This window comes from Anaerocolumna cellulosilytica (genome assembly GCF_014218335.1).
In the GTDB taxonomy this organism is placed as follows: domain Bacteria; phylum Bacillota; class Clostridia; order Lachnospirales; family Lachnospiraceae; genus Anaerocolumna; species Anaerocolumna cellulosilytica.
In genome coordinates this window covers 2,388,183-2,413,324 of sequence record NZ_AP023367.1, presented here as the reverse complement: position 1 = coordinate 2,413,324, position 25,142 = coordinate 2,388,183, and the positions used below count along the sequence as shown (strand labels likewise).

Below are 25,142 nucleotides of genomic sequence, written 5' to 3'. Positions count from 1 at the left end.
GCTATACCTCATCAATTATTTTCAGAGCTTCTTCTACGGTTATATCTCCTTCATATATTTCATCAAGCAGGCTGTCAAGCCTTGTATCTTTATCTGCAACATTACCTATAATTTTCTCTGAAAAATCCGGATTGGTCACGTTTTCCTTTATAAAAGAAATACTTTCTTCTACAGTACTTATCTTTTCTCCCCTTAATTCCTTCATATTATATGCATCACTTATCCTAAATTCTTTTATAAGATACTCACTAAGTGACTTTATACTTGTATATTCTAGTAAGGTGGATGGATGGAGGAAGATTTTATATCTTTCTTCAATTTTTGCAACAATATCTGCAACAATAACGGAATCAATACCATATTCATAAAACTCAGCTTCGTCTCTAATCAGAGAATGTTCAATCTGCAAAAATTCCACAAGCAGGCTCTTTAGAAATTCTTTTACATTCGCTCTGTTTTCTTCTGATAGGAAATCTGAATTGATACTAACGGTCCTAACTGAGTTAATTATATCCTCAGCTTTTTGTATACCGGCTGCTGCCTCTTCAACCGCTGCAAAATCTGACATGATTTCTGTGCTCTTCGGATTTAAAATCACAAGATTCCTGCATTCTCTTGACCTTATCACTGCTTCAAAAATTCTTAAACCAAGTTCTCTGTCTATGGAATATCCTTCACCACCATATGCCTTGTTAGCTCCAAGTCCTACGCCATCCCATAAGGGCCAGCTAATTGATACAACTTTTTTTCCGGTAGCGTTTGATACTGCTTTTGCATATTCATTCATAAAGAAATTGCCTGTCCCATAGTCACTTAAGGTTGCCCCCAGTTTCCCGCTGATTCCGGAAATAGAAGAGCAAAATATCATAAAGTCCGGCAAAGTATTGTTAAAAACTTTGGCAAGGTTTATTGTCCCTTGATACTTTGGTCTGAGAATCCGTGAGAATGAACTATAATTCTTAGTCCTTAAAGTCCGGTTCTCACGGTCAACAATTCCGGCACAATGGATGATGCCCTGAATGGTTTTATACCTTCTGGTCATCTCTCTAATAACTTCATCTACTGCTTCATAATCCGCTATATCTGCACTTCTGTATTCAAGAGTAGTCAGACTATATTCTCTACTAAGTTCTACTAATTCTTTTAGTTCTTCGCCTTGTGACATTTGACTCATATCTCTTCTGCCAATAAGGTACACAGCTTTTGCCTTATTCTTAATAAGAAATCCAGCAAATAATTTGCCAAGACCACTCAGACCTCCGGCAATCAGGTATACGCCCCCTTCTATACTATAACTTTCCGTATTAATTACTCCCATATAGCCTGTGATGCTTCGTTCATATCGGCAGTTTTTTCGAAAGGCAACTTCTTTATACCGGCTATTAAAACCGGTCAATTCTGATACCACTACCTCCGCAAAATCGTTAGCATCTGTCTTCTCCTCAAAATCAAGAGATAATCCATGTATATTTTTAACTTCATATGGATTAATCCGGTTCAACCCATTCAGTAAAATATGTTCCGTATTAACCATCTTATCAGCCATCATCGTTATTCCGTTAAAGGTAACTGCAATTAACTTTATTATAGTATCGGTTTTTGACAACAGAACTGCTTTCGCTAAATACATCTGTAGAAAGACTGCCGCGTCTTGTGATAAATCTACGGAAACAGATTCATCCTCTGAACCAAATGCCACTTGTATGAAACCATTGAAATTCTGTCCGAATTCATCCAGTAACTGATGAACTAATTTTATATAATCTGTCTCTTTTGTAAAATTAATACTAAACGTCTTCCCTTCCTCCTTAAAACCGAGGCTGTCTTTTATTCTATATACCATATAACCACTGGCTTCCAGGCAACTACTAAGGGCTTTAAATTTAACTTCATCCTCACAGAAAACTGCATATACACCCTGCAATGTACTTTGCACCTTTTTAGGAACGTTGCTGTTTGTTTCCACCCATGACTGTTCAAATAGATACGCTTGGTAAGGAGCAGATGTTACTTCTTTTTTTCTGCTCGTTTGAACACATCTTAACCCATTATTAGTTAGCGTATATAAGCACATGGAGCAGGAAGTACAGCCACTCATATCTTCTATATTCCCCTTTAAGTTTTCAATAATTGCAGGTTCATAGATAAAGGGACGGCCAAGGCCAGCAAAATCAGCATTATAAGTCGTAAGTAATTGCTCAATCTGCTCCCGTTTACGTATGCCACCGGTTACTATAACCGGAATATGGATATCTTTTTTTACAGCAGCTAACACTGTCTTATACTCTGCTAAAACCGTTTCCGCTAAAGTATCCTCTTTACTAACAATTCCGGCACTTAATTCGACTATATCAACAGACACTTGCTTTAGGCCTTTTATAATTTCAACCAATTCTTCTATGGATACACCTTTGTCTTCACCCGGCATGTCCAGCTTTACACTAATAACAAATTGTTTGCCTAAGGTTTTTCGTATCCCCTGTACAATGGTTTTAATAACTTCTGTTCTGGTTGTAACACTTCCTCCAAAATTATCGGTGCGTGAATTGTACTTTGAAGACAGAAATTGTGATAATAGGTATCCATGGGCCGCATGAAGCTGTATTCCGTCAAATTCACCTTCCTTTACAACAACGGCAGCTTCTATGAAACGCTTAATTATCTCTCCGATTTGATTATGGGATAATCTATCCAAAGTAAATTTAGTTTTTTCTACTCCTCCATAATTTATTTGTATTAAAAGTAAAGTATCCTCTTCTTTAAGCAATTTATTTAACCGGAGCAACTGTTTCTTCTGATTCAATTCATTGCCAATTACAACCTCGTTGTCACTGTTTCTTCCCCTTGAATCTACCATGAAATTCCCAAGTATTTTAATACCAGCCCCGATATCACTCCATCTTTTATAATAATTAATGTATTCTTCGTTGATAGAGCCATCTTTTTCCGCCATACCGATTTCTGTCCCGGATTTCACAATCCGATTACCAGCTTTTAATCCATTTATTAAATATTCTTTCTGAAACTGATAACTTACTGTTTCCTCCTCGTGTTTTTCAATCCAGTAAGATTTATGGTCAAAAACATAGGTGGGAAGATCTACTACTTTTCCGTTATATAAATTATCAAAGGTTTTAAAGTCTATGTCAGTTCCTATGGAATATACATATCCAACCAATGAGATAATAGAATACCAGTTAGTAACATCACTTTGTAAAAATGGGATTACCACTGTTCTTATATTCTTTTCTGCCACTTGGTGTATCATCTTATCGCTGTAATAATCATCAGGGCCGATTTCAATGGTTACTTCTTTTAAAGTCTCCTTATTCTGTTCCTGCATATATGTCTTATAATCATCCAGCGCAATAATCGGCATAGCCGGTAACTGAAAATCATATTCCACTCTCTCCGGATAAATACTGACTTTATAGGACTCTGCTAACTTTTTAATTGCTTCACTAAGGACAATCTGTCCGGCTATAAGCTGAACGGTTACATTATCTTTTTCACCAGCATTTATAATATAGGCCGGTCGAATGTTATAACGGATCAATATTCTTGCCATAACTGCCTTTAAAATAAGGGCAATTATTTCTTTCTGTCCCATGGACAAAAACGCTTCTGCTTTATAAGATATACCTCTAGTAACATCCAATGAAAAAATTTCTTCCATATATAAGAAAGCTTCTTGAAACAACAAGTTCTGCCTTAACCCCTCCAATTCATAGTTGCTAAATATTCTGTCAGAAACCAGATAATTAATCGTGGATTTAGCACTTTCTCCATAAGGTGACTGGAAGTTGTAATACATGCCGTGTACATTCAGGTTCTCCTTGTTACATTTCTTCTTTACTGCTTCTTTAATAAGCTTTACTAATTTTTCTTTTGTATTAACCACCAAGGCAGTTCTGTAAGCAAAGTGATTTCTAGTAACATTCATTGTGTGGCAGATATCCTCTATTTCCAGACTTTCATTATTATCTATGTAAGCACCTACCTTTTCAATCGTCTTCCACAAGGAATGTTCTGACTTTGCTGATACAGTAAATAAGTGAAACGGCACATTGATATCCTTCTTATTGCCAGAAGATACCCTAGGAGCTTCCTCCAGAATAGAATGACAATTGGTACCTCCCATTCCGAATGAACTTATACCGGCTCTCATTAATTGATTGCTTTTCCACTCTACCGGCCTATCCGTCACATAAAAAGGTGTAGAATTAAAATCAATAAAGCTGTTAGGTTGATTAAAATGTATAGTAGGAGGTATTCGCCTGTTACGTAAGGCCAAAACAGCTTTTATAATACCTGCTATTCCTGCCGCAGATTCCAGATGTCCGATATTGGACTTTAACGAACCAATGGCACAAAATGCTTTTTTATCCGTATACTGTTCAAAGCACTTTGTAAGTGCGGACACTTCAACCGGATCTCCTAAACTTGTACCCGTACCATGAGCCTCTATGAATGCTAGAGATTCAGGATTAACCTTTGCCCTCTTTAAAGCCTCTGTGATAGCCATACATTGCGAATTAGCATTTGGAGCGCTTACGTTGCTGGACTTGCCGTCATGTGTTACAGAAACACCTTTAATAACCGCATGAATATTGTCTTTATCTTTTACAGCCTGCGTTAAAGGTTTTAAAAGTAAAACTGCCACACCCTCTCCCGAAACAAAGCCATCTGCGCTTTTATCAAAGGTCTTACATTTTCCATCTGCTGATACTGCTCTAACCTGACTTAGTAAAACATAATATTCTTTCGGTATAATTATATTTACTCCACCAGCAACAGCCATATCACATTCTCCAGATAATAGGCTTTTGCAGGCGTAATTTAAGGCTGTCATGGAAGAGGAACACTGGGTATCAATGGTAAGGCTTGGTCCTGTCAGATTCATAAAATAGGAAAAACGGTTTGCTACCATAGCATTTGATGTGCTTAATGTACAAAAAGAATCATTCTGGTCATAAGATATATTATGGTAATTATGATTGGAGACTCCTGCAAATACACCAACCTTTAATTCCGAGAGTCTTTTTATGGGATAGCCGCCATTTTCAATTGCTCCCCAGGCAGTCTCCAAAAACAGCCTTTGCTGGGGATCCATTCTTTTTGCCTCTCTTACGGAGATATTAAAAAATACAGGATCAAACTTATCATAATCCTTTAGCAAGCCTCCCCATTTACAGTAGGTCTTGCCTTTTGATTGTTTTTTATCAAAATTTGATTGTTTTTTATCAAAATTTGATTGTTTTTCCTCAAAGATAGTTGTATCCTTCCATCGCTGGCTATTAATATCCTGTACACTGTCTTTGCCGTTTATTAAATTATCCCATAATTGATACACATCCTCTGCTCCCGGAAAAATACCTGCCATACCAATGATAGCAATATCTTCCGTATTACCAGAGGTATTTGGTTCTTCTGTACTGTTATTCTTATAAAAATATTGATTGCTGTTTATTTCTTCCTTTACTGTTAGTTTATCCGTTTCTTTAACTTCATCCTCTTTAAGCTCATCTTCTTTATTTTTATCTTCTTTTGCTTTGGGTTCTTTAAATTCATGATTCAATTCTTCTGCTATGCTTTTATTATTCCAATCACTCCTGTCTACAGGTTGAGTAACTTCGTCAGTCAAGGTGCTTATTAAGTGTTTTTCATGTATATAAGAAATCATTTTCTCTTGGTGTTTATCGCATAAATGCTTTGTCAGTTCATCAATTGTTTGATACTCAAAAAATACAGTAGGGTATAAGGTAATAAACAGTTCCTTTTCAATGACACCGGACAAAGCTACCAAAGTCAGAGAATCCAGTCCCATTTCTAAAAATCCTACATCAGACACAATCAAAGAGCCGTCAATTCCGGTAACCTTTATAATCAGTGAAACTACAACGTTTTTAATATATACAAACATCTCTTGTTCATTAATTCCAAAAACCGGTTTACTTGTGGATTTATCTGTAATGGCTGCGCCTGTCTCCTGCTTTATTGATGAGGAACTTCTCCTGTCCGTAGCTGCATTCAATAACTTTACCGGCTCTTTCTGACTATCTGCCGACTCGATTTTATCAGCGATGATAACAGAATATGGATATCTTACACTTTCTCTTTCTGTTAAAGGTAAAGTACATACTCTGCCAAAACCCAAATGATTTAATGTGTCCCTCCATTGATCAGGAGATAAAAGAGTTGAATCTTTCCTAAAGTCCGTATTTTGAAATTTCCACCAACCATCAGTTATTCCGAATACCAAATCTGCAAACCCGGTTATTCTTGTTGTCTCCATCATGACTAGTACTGCTTCTTTATTCATAAACTGTTTTACATTTTGAAAGGTAACAGGCAGGCTTGCTGTAGCATGAAGCACGTTGGCAGCTATTACTATATCGAATGAGTCCAAATATACAGTTGGTTGGTTTTGTTCTTTCTCAATATCTAATGGAAGGTAGGTAACATATTCATACTTATGAAAAGCTTCTTTGGCACACTTTACCAAAATCGGTGATATATCTGTAAATGTGTATGCAACCTTTAAACCTGCAAGCGCAGGTAGTATTTTTGCTGTAGTCCCTCCGGTTCCTCCTCCGATTTCAAGAATTTTAACCTCTCTTTTCTCCGGAAATGAAGTGACCAGTTGTCTAACCAATTTTCCAATATACTCATTATGGGGAGAGGGCAGGTGGTACAGCCTTTCCATAGTATTTGTATTTCCGCCCGGAAACAACACATGCATTGCACTCATTCTTCCGGATAAGACCTCGCTGTAATGTTTGAAACAGTTCTCTAAGATAATTGCGTATATCTCGTCTTTTTTGAACTTTTCTTTAAACCAAGTACAACGCTTTTTAAAATCATCTGAACTTCTAGAATAAGTACGTATTAATCTTCTACCATTTTTGTTTATAAAGCCTTCCTCTATGGCAAAACTTAGCATAGCTTCGATCAATTTCTTAAACTTTGGAAGTATATTACATCGATGAATCACTTCCTCCGTAGAAGGTTCATCCCCATCCTTTATAAATACCCCATTACTTTCTATAAACTCAATAATAAAAACGGCGCAAAGGCTATTAAGCTCCTTACCAAACTCTGTCTCATACTTTGAGTCTACTTGCCCTAAAAGTTGACTTAATTCCATATCATAGTCGCCTATTCTCTTTATATAAGCTTCATCCGACTGCAATACCTTATCTGCATCCGTTATATGATATAAAATTTCTTTTTGTTTTTGAGCTGATATATGTCCTATGCCTACCTGCGGTAAATCAGTTGTCAGCACCGTATCAAAAGCCTCCAAAGCCTCTAAAACTGTCATAGGCATAAATCCTTTATCTTTTAATGTCTGCGTATACATGGGTTTTGCTACAATTCCAACCGTGCCCCATATACCCCAATTAATTGTAAGAGTACGCTTTTTCTTTACATAATTTCTGTAATATGAAAAATTATCTTCAAAGAAATTAGCCCCTGTATGATTGCTCTGCCCCATTAAACCTACATAAGAAACAAGTCCCGAGAATAAAATCATAAAATCTATGGAATCATGCTCAGTAAGCCGGTCAGCTATTATTGCTCCTAAAACTTTTGGTTTTAAAACCTCGGTATATTTTTCAGAGTCCATATTCAATATCAATGAATCCTTAAGTATGCCTGCTGAATGTATAACGCCGTTAATAGAACCATGTTTACGTCTTACATCCTCGAAAATGTCCTTCATCCTGTCATAGTCTGTTATATCCCCTTCATAAAAGGAAAGATGTGAGCCGTTTGTCAAAACGCCTTTATAAGCTTTAATTTTATCCTTGGTACTTTCTAATGTGGGATTCCCTTCTTGCAAAAGTTTTCCCCAGGCAGTTACGTCCGGAAATTTATTACGGGATATTACAACAAAATTGGCACAAACCTTTTCAGATAGATGCTTTATTATCTCAATTCCAACACCACTTTGACCACCTAGTATTATGTATGTACCATTCTGCTTAAGTACAAGTTCCTGTTGTATAGCCTGTTTTGCCAAATCCATCTTTTCAAGGCTCATAATAAATCTTTTTTCTGCTCTGTACCCAATAAAATGTTCCCCGTCACTACCCGAAAGTTCTTTTACTATGGTCTGCCCAATAGTACCTTGCATAAAATCCCGGCAATCAAAATCTATATTGGCAGCACGAATATATTCGAATTCTAAAGGAATCGTTTTAATCACTCCCAGAATATCTGACTTTTCGGGGCATAACACATCACTTCCTCCAATAACTGGCTGACAATTATTTGTCACAGTCAGAATTCTGACCGGATGATTTATCTGGTTGTCTTTCATGGCCCTTAGCAGATATATAATATCTAAACCATAAGAATTTAATTTTACATCTAACGGCTTTAATGCTTCAAAACTGTTATATCCATCCAGCGTCCACAGATATAAAACATAATCCGGCACTATTCCTCTATCCTTTAATATCCTTATAATAGCCAATAACGCTTCCGGTTGCCCTTGTATCACTCTAAATATACTATGGTCACCGTATTCGACCCGGTTGCTTTTGTATATATAGTATATATTGCATTCTTCTTTATTCAGGTTTGCTATTACATCGTTATGAAGCTGATTATCTTCCTCCACAAATACTAAAAGATTCTTATGCTTCCAGTTCCCGTCATACCTGGCACGAGACTTTTCAATCCATAGTGGTTTATAAAACAGGTCTTGGGATTGTCTGCTTTGAGCCGGTAAATGAAAGCTATTTAAGGCTAGCTTTTTTAAACAAACCTCTGTTAGAATCATAACAATTTGCTGTCTGCTGTCTATTATATTAATATCTGCCTTTATTATTTCTGATTGCTTTTCATCCTCTTGTACCTTCACTATACTTTTGTAATGGCTATCAGACATTGGCTGAATCATCATCATTTTACCAATACAAAACGGAACATATGTATATTCACTTTGTGTTAGGTAAAGTTTTGAAGAAATGACCTGCAATGCAGCGTCTAGTACACCCGGGTGTAAAGCATCCTTTTCTTTTAAGGAATCCTTTATTTTAAGGTCTATATCTCCAATGATTGTTTGTGTTCCCACTGTAATCTTTTTAAGTCCTTTAAAATAATCCCCATATTGTAAACCGATGCGGTTCATATACTCATAAATCTCGTTCGAATCAATTACAGCCGTCTGTTCCTCCATACTGTTTACATTGCCGAATGAATGAACTGCGTTTTCATCACAAGTCGTCGAATACATTCCACGACTGCATAAAAGAAAGCGATTTTTTGTATCATCCCACCTGTCGATTTGAAAGCATTGGCTGCCATCCTGATAAATCCGTATCCGCAGTAACAAATCTTGATTCTGTATAGCATTTATCGGTTCTATAAATGTAATGCTTTCTACACAGCTTATCTTCTTATTCCAAAGCTTGTGTGCTCCTGCGAGGGCAAGTTTTAATTGATAGACGCCCGGAACTACATAAGCATTTCTTACCCTGTGGTCTTTTAACACCCTGTCTTTCTTAGTATTAAGTATTTTAAAATAAGATACATAGGCAGTTGTTTTTGATATAATCCCATCAAATAAAGAAACAGTTTCACTAAGAAGAAGGTCTTGTTCGAATTTATCTTTATTAAACAGATCTTCTCTTGCATAATTATATGTAGGCAACGCAATTCTTTTAGCATGTACATCCTTGAAAAAATCGGACAGCTTGCATTCTACTCCCTTAACAAAAAGCTCACCCAGTGTCTGAAGGATTTGCTGCCAGTCAGAAGTATCTCTTACCAATGAAGAACATATTGTGACTTCCCCATTCCCATGAGTTATATTTTTTGTAAGCTTTAAAAGGGTATTTCCAGGGCCCATTTCTATAAAATATCTATACCCTTCTGAAATCAGTTTTTCAATGCTGCGTTTAAATTGTACTGTATTTAGAATATGGTTTTCCCAGTACTCTGTCGTTAGGTCTCCCTCTTTCAAAAAATCCCCCGTAACATTACTGATTATTTTTATAGCAGATGGTTTTGGCTTAACAGCTCCTATCACTTCTCTATATTTGTCTAACATAGGCTTCATTAGAGGAGAGTGAAAGGCATGGGATACCTGTAATAATACATACTTTATAGAACTCTGTTTAAGTTTTTCACAAATGCCTGCAACCACCGTTTTCTCACCTGAAATTACAGTATTAGCAGCTCCATTCACCGCGGCAATGGATACTTGTGCTTTCTCTACAAAACTAAGTTCATCAAACAATTCATTTACTACTGCTTCACCGGCAATTACCGCAGCCATGGTTCCATTATCCGGAAGTTCACCCATCATTTTTCCCCTGATGGCTACTATTTTTAGTATATCCTCTAGTTCATATATACCGGCTGCACAAGCCGCCACATACTCACCCAGACTATGTCCCATTACTACTGCCACAGGTAAATTATAAGTCTTCCATAAGACAAACAAAGCATAATCCAGAGCAAAGGTAACCGGCTGTGTTATATACGTGTTTTTTAAAAGCTTTGCATTTTCAGTATTATATAGTAACTCTGAAATACTCTGTCCCACATAGGGTAATAATATATCACTGCAATTATCAATGGTACTTCTAAAGACAGAGCTTGTTTCATAGAGTTCTCTTGCAACACCTGTATACAGTTCCCCTTGCCCGGTAAACATGACTACTACTTTACCAGGTATCTTTTTCTTTTTTCCTTCTGTATAAACACTGCCAGTAACAATCTTTGTCTTATGGGTATCCCCATCAGAAAATTTCTTAAGCTGCTTTACTAGCTCATCTGTGTTCTTGGCATAAGTAAATAATTTGTATTCAAACTTCTCTCTGCCGGTAATCACGGTATACGCTGCGTCTTTATAGCGGACTTTTGGATTCTCTTTAAAGAAATCTATGTATTGACTTGTCACCTTACCAAGTGCCTCATTATCCGCCGCCGATAAAACAAAGGGTAAATACCTTTCTGTCTCCCATTCGTGTTTCTTATCATCTTCCTGTTCCTCTACAATGATGTGGCAGTTTGTTCCTCCAAACCCAAATGAACTAATTGCAGCTCTTCTATGTTCCTTATATTGCTCCCATTTTTCCATCTTGGACACAGGAAAAAACGGAGAATCAACAAAATCAAATCTTTGATTAGGCATCTGGCAATTTAGGGTAGGCACAAGTGTTTTGTTTTTCATACAGAGCAATAACTTAATAAATCCTGCAATCCCTGCTGCACAATGCAGATGTCCAATATTTGTCTTTACAGAACCAATCCCGCAAAAACCCTTTCTATCCGTACTCTCCCCATAAACACTGGCTAATGCTTTTATTTCAATTGGATCTCCGATAACGGTTCCAGTTCCATGCGCTTCTATATATGTTATTGTCTCTGCTGATACCTTTGCATCTTTTAAAGCAGCCCTAATTAATTCCTTCTGTCCTTCCAGATCAGGGGTCGTAATACCCATAGTGTGTCCGTCGTTATTTATGGCAGAGCCTTTTATGATTGCATAAATCGTATCTCCACAGGCTACCGCTTGCATATATTCCTTTAAAACTACAATGCCGGCACCTTCCCCGGGTACATAACCATTGGCTCTTTTGTCAAAGGTAAAGCACTTTCCATCCGGTGATATAGCCTTGGATTTAGATAAGCCCACATAAGAATCACTGTTAACCAGTAAATCAATCCCCCCTGCCAGCGCCATTGAGCAATCTCCCGCCAGTAGGCTCTTACATGCCATATGAATACTTACCAAAGAGGAGGAACAAGCTGTATCAATAATCATTGAAGGACCTTTCAGATTTAAAAAGTCTGAAATTCTGGAAGCAATCATATTCGGTGCTTTACCGATTATGTAATTACGATTATCCTCAGCTTTATATTCTTTTTCATTTATGCGTTCCTGTAACATACCCAATGTTACATTTGAAGACCTGGCCCCTATAAAAACACCCGTATTCGAGTCCTCTTCCTTTATGTTTCCATACCCTGCATATTCTAAAGCCTCCCTTGCCACCTCCATAGCAAGTAACTGCTGCGGATCAATGGCTAAGGCTTCCTGTTTTGTCATATGAAATAATCCTAAATCGTATGCAGCAATTGAGTTTAAAAAACCACCCCATTTAGAATAACTTGTATCGCTCTCAATAGCAGAACCGGGGTCATAAAAGCCCTCTAAGGACCATCTCTTAGCCGGTATTTCTGTAATACAATCCCTGCCGTTTATAAGACTGCTCCAAAATTCGTCCACATTGTCAGCAGAAGGAAATCTGCAAGCATAACCGATAACTGCAATCTTATGATTTTCCTCCGATATTTCTTTCGGCTTCCTATCATTCTGCCTCATGGCTTTTTCAGCCTCAAGATAGTGTATTTCTCTTTTTTGTACTTGTTCCAGCATTTTCTGTAATTCTTGTTTATTCATACATATCCCTCACCTTTAAACTCATCAGATTAATCTGCTGCCTCATGTTCAAGCATATAGTTCAATGCCTGTTCCGAAGAAATAGTACCCTCATATAACATTTTTAATATATCCGCTGTCCGCAGATTATTTTGACTGACAGCTCTATGGTAAGAGCCTGTGTCTACACTTTCTGCTTCTTTAACAAGTTCTTTCTGCTCTTTTCTTTCTTCCTGCTGCGCAAGATACTGTGATAACAAGTTTACTGTAGGGTATTCAATAATGATGGAGGGTTCGAAATGCCTTCCATAATATGTTTCAATACCGCCTAACATGTCCGCTAATGATAAGGAATCAATTCCAAACTCACTAAAATTAATGTCATATTCGATTTCGTTATCCGATAATTTTAATATGTTTTTAAGCAAATCTGTCAATATTGCCTGTGCTTTGTTAACGGCTAAATCCTGTGGTATCTTCCCCTCTATACTTTCTGTCTCCTTTATTTCTGCTATCTTTAGCGAAGGCATATTCGTATGTTCTTTCGTTAGAGTATCGATAAGCCTGTCAGCTTCTTCTTTGCCCGCCACTATCAGATTTCCTGTATAGTCACTTTCAAATATTTCATTAAAAGCTTCCATCGCTTCCTCTAAAAGCAAATTATTTCCTTGTTTTGTCGTTAATCCTCTACCTGACATACCGGTTTTTTCCCATACCGGCCAATTGACAGAGAGTATCTTATATCCTGCTTTTAGGTGGTAAGACTCTGCATATGCGTCCATAAAAGCATTTGCCGCAGCATAATCGCTAAATCCTACTCCTGTAACACCGGATAAAGCTGCTAATGAAGAAAATAAAATAACTTTTTTAACATGAAAATCCTCTGCTAAGATACCAAGATTTCTGGTGCCGTTTATTTTAGGAAATAGAACCTGCCTTATGGAAGCTTCACTTTTAGACCTTATGGAAATATGTTGACTATCAATAATACCTGCACAATGAATGACAGCATCGATTTTTCCATAAGTTTTCCTAGCCGTTTCAAACACCTTCAAAAGGGTAGGATAATCACTCACATTCCCCTGTATATATTGCACCATAGGACTCAGCTCTTTTAGTGTTACTAGATTTTTATGTTTATCCTGGTCGGTCAACGCTTTCATTTGCTTTGTAGCACCAATTACGGTTTCAGAATCTCCTGCTGCATTCGTTCTCCCTATTATCACCAATCTGCCATGCTTATCCTTTAGTAAGTACTTACAGATTTCATAACCTATACCAGAAAGTCCACCTGTTACAATTACTACCGGATTGCAGTTCTCCTTTGTGAATGCACTCTCTCCAATGGACTCTAATCTCGTATAGAATTCAACGAACCGTTTACCTTCCTTTAAGTAGACACATTCCTCAGTATTTGAGCTTATAATTTCATTGGCTGCCTCTGTTATTTTGAAATCACTATCTAAAACAATTTCTTTTGAACGTACATTAGAAAATTCATAAGGAAGTATTCTACTAAAAACAGAAGCTCCATAGGCTGCTGCTGTGTCCAAATAACTGTCAGTTTGATTCATAACGTGAATCAATTCTATCCTAATCTCTAAAGACTTGGAGTCCAAATACCTTACTAATGTAAATATGCGAATGATATCCTCATGCAAATCCGTTTCGACTGACACCTTATCCTCTGGTTCATTTTTTAAATGTTGATGTGTGTTAACATACACAATCTTAACAAGCTGAAATGCCTCCAAATTTATTCCGCTAATATCTTTTGAATGTATTGCTTGCTCAAGCTTTTGTACTATAGAATTCTTATCCTGTTCAAGGGTATCCACTAATTCTATTGTCAGGTACTTAATCTCTGCACTCTGGAATTCACTCTCCAATCTGGTAACAGTTTCCTTATCAGACCCAATTAGAATATAATACGCTTTATGAGATATCATTTGCTCTGTACGAGTTTTTTCCGTTAGTGCTTTTTTTATAAAAACATATTCTTTTTCATGTTTATTTCTGCCTGCCCAATAACTTTTTCTCGCAAGAGGATATCCAGGAAGAGGCATTTTGTAAACACGTATATATTTAAAGTACTCCTGCCAATTTATTTTGCAGCCTCTTTCATATAGGTAAGATAACATTTTAATTACAATCAATGCGACACTGTCCGTTACCCTGTTTGTTATCATAACCTGATTGCCCTTTTCAGTATAAATGCTTTCGCCCAGAAAAAGATACAGGTAGTCCTGTGAAGTATGAATCGGAAAGCGCTCCCTTGTCTCTCCCCAACTATAGGCTATGTACTGATTCATAGTTTCCATTTTTTTGTAGGTTTCACATTCTTTACTACACAATATACTTATGTCTTTCATACAGTCTTCTAAATGAATATTCTTCTTTAGAGCCTTTGCAGCTACCGCACCTATACCAATTCCAAAGAATTCCACATTGGTAAGTCCAATCATTATTAACAATCTTCCCAATAAGTAATTGAACAAAAAGATATATAGATCCTTCTGGTCATGACTGCTATGAAGCCTGATAAATTCTTCAAAAGAAATCATCTGTTTCATATCAATATCCATATATTTTTTCATCAGAAGCCCTATTTCATCAAGCTGTTTCTCTATAGGAGGATAAATATTAATAAGACTCCTTACATCAAAACTATTCCCGAACTGCCATCTATCCCCAAGAATGATACTTGTATTTACTTTACCTGAAACCTTTTTCACCTTTGGCAACGTTTTTTCTTTATTAGCAATCATTTGCGTTAGCTGTTCTTCAAGTGAATGGATATCTTGTACAACAAAACAAGTTCTGTAGCTGTAATGATCCGTTCCGGTGAATAATGAATAACTAAAATCTCGCATAGATATTTCTTTATGGGTTGCAATATACTTTCTAAGTTCCAATAGTCTGGTAATTAAGGTGTCCGGCTGTTTCGCTGATACCGGTATAGCATAATAATCAAAAGCTCTTACTTCGTCTTTTTTTATCTCCGGTGCTTCTTCCAGAACAGCGTGCACATTGGTTCCGCCAAAGCCAAAGGAACTAACTGCAGCTCTTCTTGGGATTCCCTCTCCCCTATCCCATTGTCTCAACGCATCATTAATATAAAAGGGACTGTCAACTACATTAATTAAGGGATTTAATCTATTAAAGTGGCAGGTTGGCGGTAACTTTTTATTCATAAGAGAAAGTACCACCTTAATAATTCCTGATATTCCTGCCGCCGGTTCCAGGTGTCCGATATTTGTTTTTACACTTCCAAGTGCACAGTACGACTGATCCTGTGTATAATTTCGAAATGCTTGTGATAAAGCTTTCACCTCTATGGGATCTCCCAGTGACGTTCCCGTACCATGTGCCTCAACCATCGTTATGGTTCTTGGATGAATACCGCCTTTCTCCCACGCACTTTGTATCACCTCTTTCTGAGCAAGGGTGTTAGGTGCAGTAAGTCCATTAGAGTGTCCGTCCTGATTCACGGAGATTCCTTTTAAAACAGCAAGTATATTATCTCCATGCTCAATAGCCTGTTTTAATGGCTTTAATAGTATTGCGCCCGCACCTTCTCCTCTGAGATATCCATCCGCACTTTCATCAAAGGTTTTACATGTTCCTTCTTTACTAAGCATACCGGCTTTTTCAAATATGATGGAAAATGCAGGTGTCAGTATAAGATTCACACCGCCAACCACTGCCATGCCGCATCTGCCTGATAAAATATTCTGGCAGGCCAAATCAAGTGCTACTAAAGACGAGGAACATGCTGTATCTACTGTAATACTAGGTCCGGTTAGATTATAGAGGTACGAAATCCGGTTAGATAAGATTGATAATTCATTCCCTGTTCCAACCACTGCTTCATAGCTTTTCAAATATTTCATGTATTCTGTAATACAGGCCCCTACAAAAACACCTGTATTCGTTCCCGACAAATTCTCCTTGGATAAGGAAGCGTGTTCAAAAGCTTGCCATATCACTTCTAGCATTAATCTTTGTTGAGGATCCATAAATTCGGCTTCTTTAGGAGAGATTTCAAAAAACAAGGGATCAAACTTATCAATATCTGATACATAACTTCCATAGAGTGAATCTGCTCGTTTTTTATAATCTTCGCTCTGGTATATCTCAAGAGTATTGTCTATCCTCCCCATTGGAAATCCTTCAGATATACTTTTTCCGTGCTTTAAATTTTCCCAAAACTCATAAATAGTATCAGCTCCCGGAAATTTACAAGCCATTCCAATTATGGCTATATCCCTTTCATTTATCTCAATCGCTGGGGAATCCGTATCAGAAAAAGCATTATGGTCATCAGAATGTAGTATTTCTGCTGCGTCACCAATTATCTTATCTTCCTTAGCATTTAGGTTGAACGTTTTAACTTCTTCCGTATTCTTAATATGTAGATAGTCTAAAAGAGCTGCTTCAAATTCCTTACTAAGGTATGCAGTTAACTCAACTAGGTTCGGACATTCAAATACAATGGTAGAATCCACATCTATATTCAAATCGTTCGTTATGTCTTCAATGAATCTGGTTGATAAGATGGAGTCCATGCCAAGTTCCATAAAACTGGTAGTGTCATCGATCAGTTCTGCCTGAATTTCCAATACGGTTGACAGCTTATTCTTAAGCAGACAAAGTACTCTAGTTTCAATGTCTTCCTCCATTAATTCAACCTTTCGTACTTTTTCTTTTTCTATAGTAAACTCTGTATCAGAAAGAATATTCGTTGCAAATACCCCTTTAAGATGTTTTGCAAGCTTCCCTATATTCTGGTATTCAAACAGTTCTGTGGCATCTAATTCAGCCTTTAATTCTTTATTAATCAACTCTATGTATTGTATAGCCAGCATTGAATCCAAACCAAAATCAGTAAAACTCGTTGTTGTGTCTAAATTCTCCTCTGACATAGCAAGAATAACTCCAAGCAGTCTTTGCAAATTCGCTTCCAGATCAAACACTGCTTGGGGACTAATCACCTTCTCTTTAAGCCTTATGGATATACCAGGCTTCTCCTGCTCAGATTTTACTCTGTTAGCAATCACAGCTCTTTTAATCGTAGTACCTGCAAGTACAACTGCTGCTTTTGCAGCTGCTTCGGGAGACAGCACCTGATACCCATTTTTTAAAGCTGATTTTTGTGAACCGGCTCCCATTCCCACATTCCAAAAAGACCAGTTGATTGATTGGTATTTTATCGTTTGGTGTACCGCCTCTGCCATACCATCTAGAAATGCATTTGCTGCCGCATAATCACACTGTCCGATAATCCCGTCTATGGAGGAAACGGAAGAAAATAACATAATAAATTGTAAGTCCTCATTGCAAAATAAGGTATCTAATACAAGAGTTCCTTTGATTTTTGATTGTAGTACTGCCTTAAAATCCTCCACAGATTTATGAATAAGGAGTGCATCTCTGATTTCGCCTGCCGTATGAAAGATGCCGGTAATCTTACCATATTTTTCTTTTAATGTTTTTACAACTCGTTTCATGGTATCAATATCTGTGATATCTACCGATATATACTCTATGTTGCTTCCATTTTGCTTGAACGCATTCATTCTTTTTATTTTATCTATTGCTACTTCCGAAAAATTCTTTCTGCCTAATAGTATTAGATTCGCATTTGAGTCCTTTTCCATCTGCTCCACTAGAGAAAATCCTATTCCCCCTGTACCGCCGGTGATAATATAGGTACCGTCTTTTTTTAATTTTTCGTACTTTCCCACCACCGATTCATTGCTCTTTTCTAAAGAATGTTGATAGCGTTCCTGATTTCTATAAGCAATCTCCGTGTCCTGCATTGTATGATAGATTTCTTTATACACAGCTGAGGCATCTTCCACAACCGAATCTGTACATTGATTAACATCAATCACTTTTGTCTTTAAATTAGGAAATTCCCTCTTTATAACTCTCATAAAACCCCAAATAGATGTACTTGCAGGTCTGACCTTGTCTTTTTCACTTATTAAAAAGGCTTCTTCTGTCAACACAATCAGTTTTTTATATTTATATCCCAATGAATACATCTGCTTTAATAATACGAATAAAGTAAGAACTCCTTCATGAATAGCGGAATCAATGCTATTAAGTGAAAGATTATCTGCTTTTTTTAAAGGCCATAAAAATAAAATACTAGCAGGCCTTAATAAACTAGCATTAACGACTTCCAATAGTCTTCTTACATCCGTTTCGTCTCCTGGACGAATTCTATAATCTGTATCAGATTTTTTTTGAAACTCATTTTCTGGAAATACACGAATATAATTAGAACCGCTCTCAAAGAAATTCTTTCTTATAGTTTCGGAGAATACACTGTCTATATCGAAAATCAAATAATTGTCTTTTGTATATTCTGTCTCAAAATCCGGATTCGTCTTTGTCCAAACTTGCTTTTCTAAGCATTGGTTTAAAATAAAGCTATCAATCTTTTTATGCATGGGCTCATTCCTGGCTTGCTTTAAATGAAAACCCTTAATTTTAATTAGTTCCTCACCTTCTCTTGAGACAATAGATACATCACTTTTTAAACTGCTCTCTCCCTTATGGCTGACATCCACTATCACTTTAGTACCATTATTACAAATTTCTGTATTGAAAATAATCATATTCTTTATATAAAAGGGCAAAAATGGCTCTCCCCTATTGTCTAAATTATTAAAATTAAGGCTTACCACCGTCTGAAGGGCTGCGTCTAACGCGGAGGGATTTAGACTAAATGCATCTTTACGATTTGGATTCAAGGAATCCGTATTATATTCTGACCAGACGCCCAGTCCATTCCTATAGAGTTTATTCAATAGCCGAAAACTCTTTCCGTATGCTATTCCGGTATATTCAAAATAATTATAAAAGCCTTCTACATCTAATTCTCCATATAAAACCCTATTAACACGTTCCAGCAGCGCATTGTCTGCCGGTATCTCATCTGTGTGAAGCAGGAGTTTCCCTTTTGCATGCTCTTTCCATTGCTCATTGTCGCTGGTTACATAATAGCTTTGTAAGGTAAAACTTATTGTTTCTCCTCTTTTTTCCAATCTAATATGTAACTGCATTCCCTTTTTTAACACACACGGAGTAAGAAATACAAAATCATTTATTTCTTTGATTGAAACTCCCAAGTATTTGTTACCTGCCCGGTACACAGCATCAATATATGCCGAAGCGGGCAAAACAGCCTCACCAAGCACACTGTGTTCCTTGTAATAAGCAAGCTCTTTTTTGCCAAAAACAATAGTATAAATTCCCCACTCATGAGATTTATAAACTTCATGTAACATTGCTACAGGCTTTAGTTCTTCCACTTGATTATCTAATTTTTTCAATGGGCTTTTTTCAAATGGTATACGGTATTCCTGACGTTCAAAGGGATAAGTAGGGAGTTCTGCTTTATGGATATCCTTACCTGCATAGAACTCTTCCCAATGAATATCAATTCCATTAACATATACATATGCTAACGTTGTATAAAAACAGTGTACTGCTTTCTTACTCTCTCCCTCAAGAGGCGTGATAAAAAGAGAGTCTGTCTCTGACACACTGTAATCGTCCTCCGTATTATATAACAGAATGGTTGTCCCATCTGCCATGGTATGGTTCTTCGAAAGCTGTATAACTTGATTATTCCTCATTCCTTCTACACATTCTTTGACTGTACTAAAACCAAGTAATAAGGACACCAAATATGCATCCTTGGGTTCATACACAAGGACTGCTGGAATTACTCCATAATTCATAAGAGCTTTAAAAAAAAGATACTTATTAACCATTTGTTCAATATCATAACTGTATTTGTCTGTTTTATTATGGATATTTATATAATCCTGCATTACCTCATAATCCTGATTTATATAATCAAAACCTTTGATGGCTGCTTCTATGATATGTTCTTCAAACGTACCTTTTACATTAAGCACAATCCTTTTTTTGCTGTTTTGCTTATGGGAGATGTAAGAATCTTTAATGGTGTTTCCAAATGATTCATCTTTTTCCTCGGACAAATAAAGCTGCATTTCTTTTAATTTACTCCATAATTGATTGCAGGAGTCAGCAATAAAAGCCACCCGATAAGGATAAGCTGTCTTACTTATATTAGAAGTATAACAATATTCTTGATAGTTCGTTTCTTTCTTTTCAAAAAATTCTATAAACTTCTCTAACAATGTAAGTAATGCTTTTTTTGTCTTCGCAGAAAAGCAGAAAATATCCGGCTTCTTTATATCCTTAAATACCTGAGCTTTTGGTGCTTCTTCAAGAATAATGTGAGCATTGGTGCCTCCCATGCCAAATGCACTGACACCTGCTTTTTTAACCGTATCGGTGTTCCATATTGTCAATCTGTCATTTATGATAAAAGGAGAATCTATAATGTCTATAAAATGATTCATCTTATTAACATGAAGCGTAGGCGGAATCATACCTTTCTTTAAGGATAGTACTGTTTTTATTAATCCGGCAATACCCGCTGCCGGCTCTAAATGTCCTATATTGGATTTTACTGAACCGATAGCACAAAAACCTTTCTTATCCGTATGTAAACCATAGCACTGTTTTAAAGCCATAAGTTCAGTAGGATCTCCAATCTTTGTTCCGGTACCGTGAGCTTCCAGGTAGGAAATGGATTCGGGTCTTATAGCAGTTTTTTGAAATACCTTATGAATCATATCTACTTGCGCATCCGCATTGGTTGTGGTAAATCTTGAAGAACGTCCATCACTGTTTATGACAGAACCTTTTATGACTGCATGAATATGGTCCTTATCTTGCAATGCTTTCTCATAGGATTTTAGTAACAAAATACCAGTTCCTTCTCCTGATACGATACCGTCTGCACTTTCATCAAAGGTTTTGCATTGACCTTCTTTCGATAAGACATTCATTTTACTTAACAGTATGTAGTGCTGCGCTGAAAAATGGATATACACACCACCTGCTAATGCCATGGCACATTCACCATTTACAATACTTTTGCAAGCTTCATGTACTGCCACCAGGGACGAAGAACATAACGTGTCAATTGCAATACTGGGCCCTTTTAGATTAAGATGAAACGATATACGGTTAGGTAGAAAACCCAACAGACTGCTGGTAAACATATGACCTTCCAACTCGGTCTGGTCAGCTAAAACTTTGTCATAATAGCCTCTGCCCATTACACCTAAGTAGACACCTGTATCAGAATTCTCAAGTCCTGATGGACTATAGCCGGCATTTTCAATCGCTTCATAAGCTACTTCCAGCACTTTTCTTTGCTGTGGATCTATAAATGGTGCTTCTTTCGGAGCAATATTAAAAAATACTGGATCGAATTCATACGCATTCTCTATAACGCCCCCCCAGCAGCTATATGTTTTATTATTTTGACCCTTTTCCTTGGAATAATATTCTTCCTTATCCCAGCGTGATAAAGGAATCTCACTGATACAGTTTCTTCCCTGTTCCAAGTTTGTCCAATATTCATCTAAATTTCTGGCTTTAGGGAATATTCCTGACATACCAATGATTGCTATATCGTTATTTTTCATGTCTCTTTCCATACCCTCGTCCTTTGCCAATATTGCACATTAATCTACACTTCAACCACTTTGCTCATCTTTGATAACAAATTTTATTACTATCTTTTTTTATCTATGTAATAGGATATCTCCTCTAAAGACCTCATCTGAATGATATCCTCTATATTGAAAGCTATATTAAACTGACTTTCTATCTCCATAACAATAGTAAGATGCATAGAGGAATCCCACGATGCAAGGAGGTCCTGATTGATTTCTTCATCCGGTGTGTCTTCCGCTATTTCAAGAAAATCGATAAGTATTTTTCTTAATTTTTTATGATCATGATTGTTTTTACACATAGTAAGCCCTCACATTTCACTTTTACTAAATCTCTATCTCATTCGTGATGGTTATATAAGGAGGTTTATTGATTGCACGGAGATTATGCTGTACATACATTGCCCCATCCTTCATAAAGCCTGAAGTTCCTAGAAAATCTCCACTTGCTTTATTTCTATCTGTTGGTATATACTGCGCTAGTATCCTGTCTTTACCTTCACTAACCGCTATATCTTTTAATATATTTAACATAGCCATTTCAATACCTTTTCCCATAGCTCTGCAGCTTAGTAAAAAATCTTTTATAAAAAGACTATTTTCATTCATTTCATAAGAGGAAAAACCAATCAATCCATAGCTGCCGAACTTGTCTGCTGCATAAAATGCAACACCGCCTGCCTGTTCCTGATTGCAGTACGCCATAATTTCATACTGTTCTAGTCTTCTTGTTATAAGATTAAATTGATTGGTTTTATTCAACAATTGGGAAACACGCTGGACATTCGAATCATTCACAGGTTCAAATCTAACCTCTAACGCAATCTGATACAGCCATTCTTCTATATTGCTGGTATTCTCAATTGTTTTTTTCCTTTCCTGTTCCTGTCTATAGTAATTGGTTCTTTGTGTGTCTTCCGTACTAAAAGATGCTTTATCAAAACACCTTAAGCCATTTAAGGCTTTCACATAATGGATTGGTTCCATTGGCCATTCGGGAACCAAAACCTCAGGCAGTTCACTCATAACTCTTGCCCGTTCAAAGGGACTATCATCAATAAATACTACAGAGGCAAGTCCCAGATTTAGCTCCAAGGCAAGTTCTCTTATATTTTTAGCCTTATCCTCCCAATTAATTTTAAAGCCGACAAAATCTTCTTTTCGTAGTATCATTTCTGTATGTTTTTCTATAATCTCCATGGCAGTGTCTTCATCATTTTTACTGCATATAGCCAGTAGGAGTCCTTTATTTTTCAGCTGTAGCAAATGTTTTTGAAATTCAAGGAAGGCTTCACCAATATAATCTACGCCCCCAAGTCTTATACCATTAATGCCATCTTCTCCTGCGATACCACCCCATAAAGTATTATCCAAATCCAGTACCAGTAATTTTTTTGTTCTACCTGTTAATACATCATATATTGATTTAATATCCTCTGCCGCCTGTCTAAAGATGCTTTGGGTAAAGGGTATCTTTCCAAAATACCACATCTTTTCATCTTCGGCTTTTTCAGAGACTTTCATCCATTGATCCGTATACAGAATATATACATTACTTAAGTCTTCTAAAGCTTTTGCGAGCTTTAAGTTCATTTGCATTAACACACTGTAGATTCCTGTAGAATATCTAAAATTAAGAATACCATTCCCCCTGTAATTACTGTTTAGTGTCCAAATCGGTACGGCAATGAATTTGACTACTTCTGAAAGTTTTCTTATATATTCTGCATACTCTAATACCTGCCGGAACATTACATTTTTGTCATACATATTATTAGAGTATAGCTTTTTAAATTCATGAATCTGTCTATCTGGCATTGTCCACAATATAACAGCCTGTTCCATGGTGGAGGGTTTCTGACAGCAAATTTCATTTACACTCTGTATAATCTGACCGATAGGAGATACCATAAAATCACAAGAATAATGGTGAAACTGTTGTTTTAGCAAAGATTGTAATGGATTGATTGTAAAATCGGATATTAGCAAAAATTGCACCTTATCATTCATGTTCCGCCTCCGGTAATAGGAATATTGGTTCCATTTATGAAGGCTCCCCCCTCACCACAGAGAAAAGTCACCGTCTTAGCAACTTCTGATAATTCTGCAAAACGACACATAGGGTTTTTTTGAGCCTCTGCATATTTCGCTGCATTGGATATTTCAGAAGTCATATCTGTTACCATCATAGAGGGTGATATCATATTAACACTTATGCCGTATCTGCCCACATCAACCGCCAAAGATTTTGTCAGTCCCCAAAGTGCTTCTTTTCCGATAATGTATGGATACATTGCAAGTGGCGGCATTCCTAATATGTAAGATGTACCTATGGTTATCACTCTGCCATATTTCAGTTGTTTCATATCGGGTATACATACTTCTAGTATTTGAATTAAACTTTTAATGTATACGTTAAAATACGTATCAATTGTCTCATTTATTTGACTGCCCATGTTTATCTTTTGTGGTGCCGGACCTGCTGCATGAATAACACTATTAATTGGCATAAAGGTTTGGTTCGTATGATGAATCAAATTTTTTAATTCTTCAAAATGGCTCAAATCACAGGATATGTGCTTCATTTTTCCTTTATATACTTCCTGTAGTTTATTTATTTCTTCTGATTCTGCTCTGGATAAAGTTATCACATGATACCCATCCTCAAGTAGCTCCCGTGTTATGCCAAGTCCTAACCCTCTGGAACCTCCTGTGACTAACGCACATCTTTTTGATAAATCCAACATAGGATAACTCCTTTTTATCTCTCTCAAGCACATAACTTTAGCAGTTCCTGACAACACCTTTTTTGCTTTTTTTAACACCTCTATTTGGAGCTTTATGATTCCCAGTGCTTCACTCCTTTGTATTACTTCTACCTCAATATCAACCGTCTCGTTCCATAGGACGGGGGATGAAAAACTAATATCTAAATCCGACCATAGTGCACCATTTCCCGGCAGCTGCGTTCCTATTATCCTACTAATCTCCGAAAGTAGGATGGCACCGTGACATACCGGATTTTGGTATCCATACTGACGAGCGGCTTCCTCGTTAACATGTAATGGGTTATCATCTTTGGAAAAGCTACTAAAATCCATAACCATCTCTTTTGAGATGTGAAAAACATTCTTATATTTTTCGCCAAGTTCAGGTATTCTCAA

General features: G+C 36.8%; 5 protein-coding genes. All 5 read right to left on the bottom strand.

Going from position 1 to position 25,142, the window contains the following annotated elements; translation table 11 throughout:
* Nucleotide 1: 1 nt before the first annotated feature.
* Nucleotides 2-12,424, bottom strand: coding sequence for a type I polyketide synthase (locus acsn021_RS09915; protein WP_184093350.1), 12,423 nt, complete (start codon nucleotides 12,422-12,424; stop codon nucleotides 2-4).
* 29 nt (nucleotides 12,425-12,453) lie between these two features.
* Nucleotides 12,454-21,960, bottom strand: a complete 9,507-nt coding sequence (locus acsn021_RS09910) for an SDR family NAD(P)-dependent oxidoreductase (protein WP_184093351.1) — start codon at nucleotides 21,958-21,960, stop codon at nucleotides 12,454-12,456.
* A 77-nt stretch (nucleotides 21,961-22,037) separates the two neighbouring features.
* Entirely contained in the window at nucleotides 22,038-22,280 is a 243-nt protein-coding gene (locus acsn021_RS09905; protein WP_184093352.1) for an acyl carrier protein, read from the bottom strand.
* 25 nt (nucleotides 22,281-22,305) lie between these two features.
* Nucleotides 22,306-23,988, bottom strand: coding sequence for an HAD-IIIC family phosphatase (locus acsn021_RS09900; RefSeq protein WP_184093353.1), 1,683 nt, complete (start codon nucleotides 23,986-23,988; stop codon nucleotides 22,306-22,308).
* A complete protein-coding gene (locus tag acsn021_RS09895) occupies nucleotides 23,985-25,142 on the bottom strand; it encodes an SDR family oxidoreductase (protein WP_184093354.1) in 1,158 nt (385 codons plus the stop codon). The genes acsn021_RS09900 and acsn021_RS09895 overlap by 4 nt, the downstream gene beginning before the upstream one ends.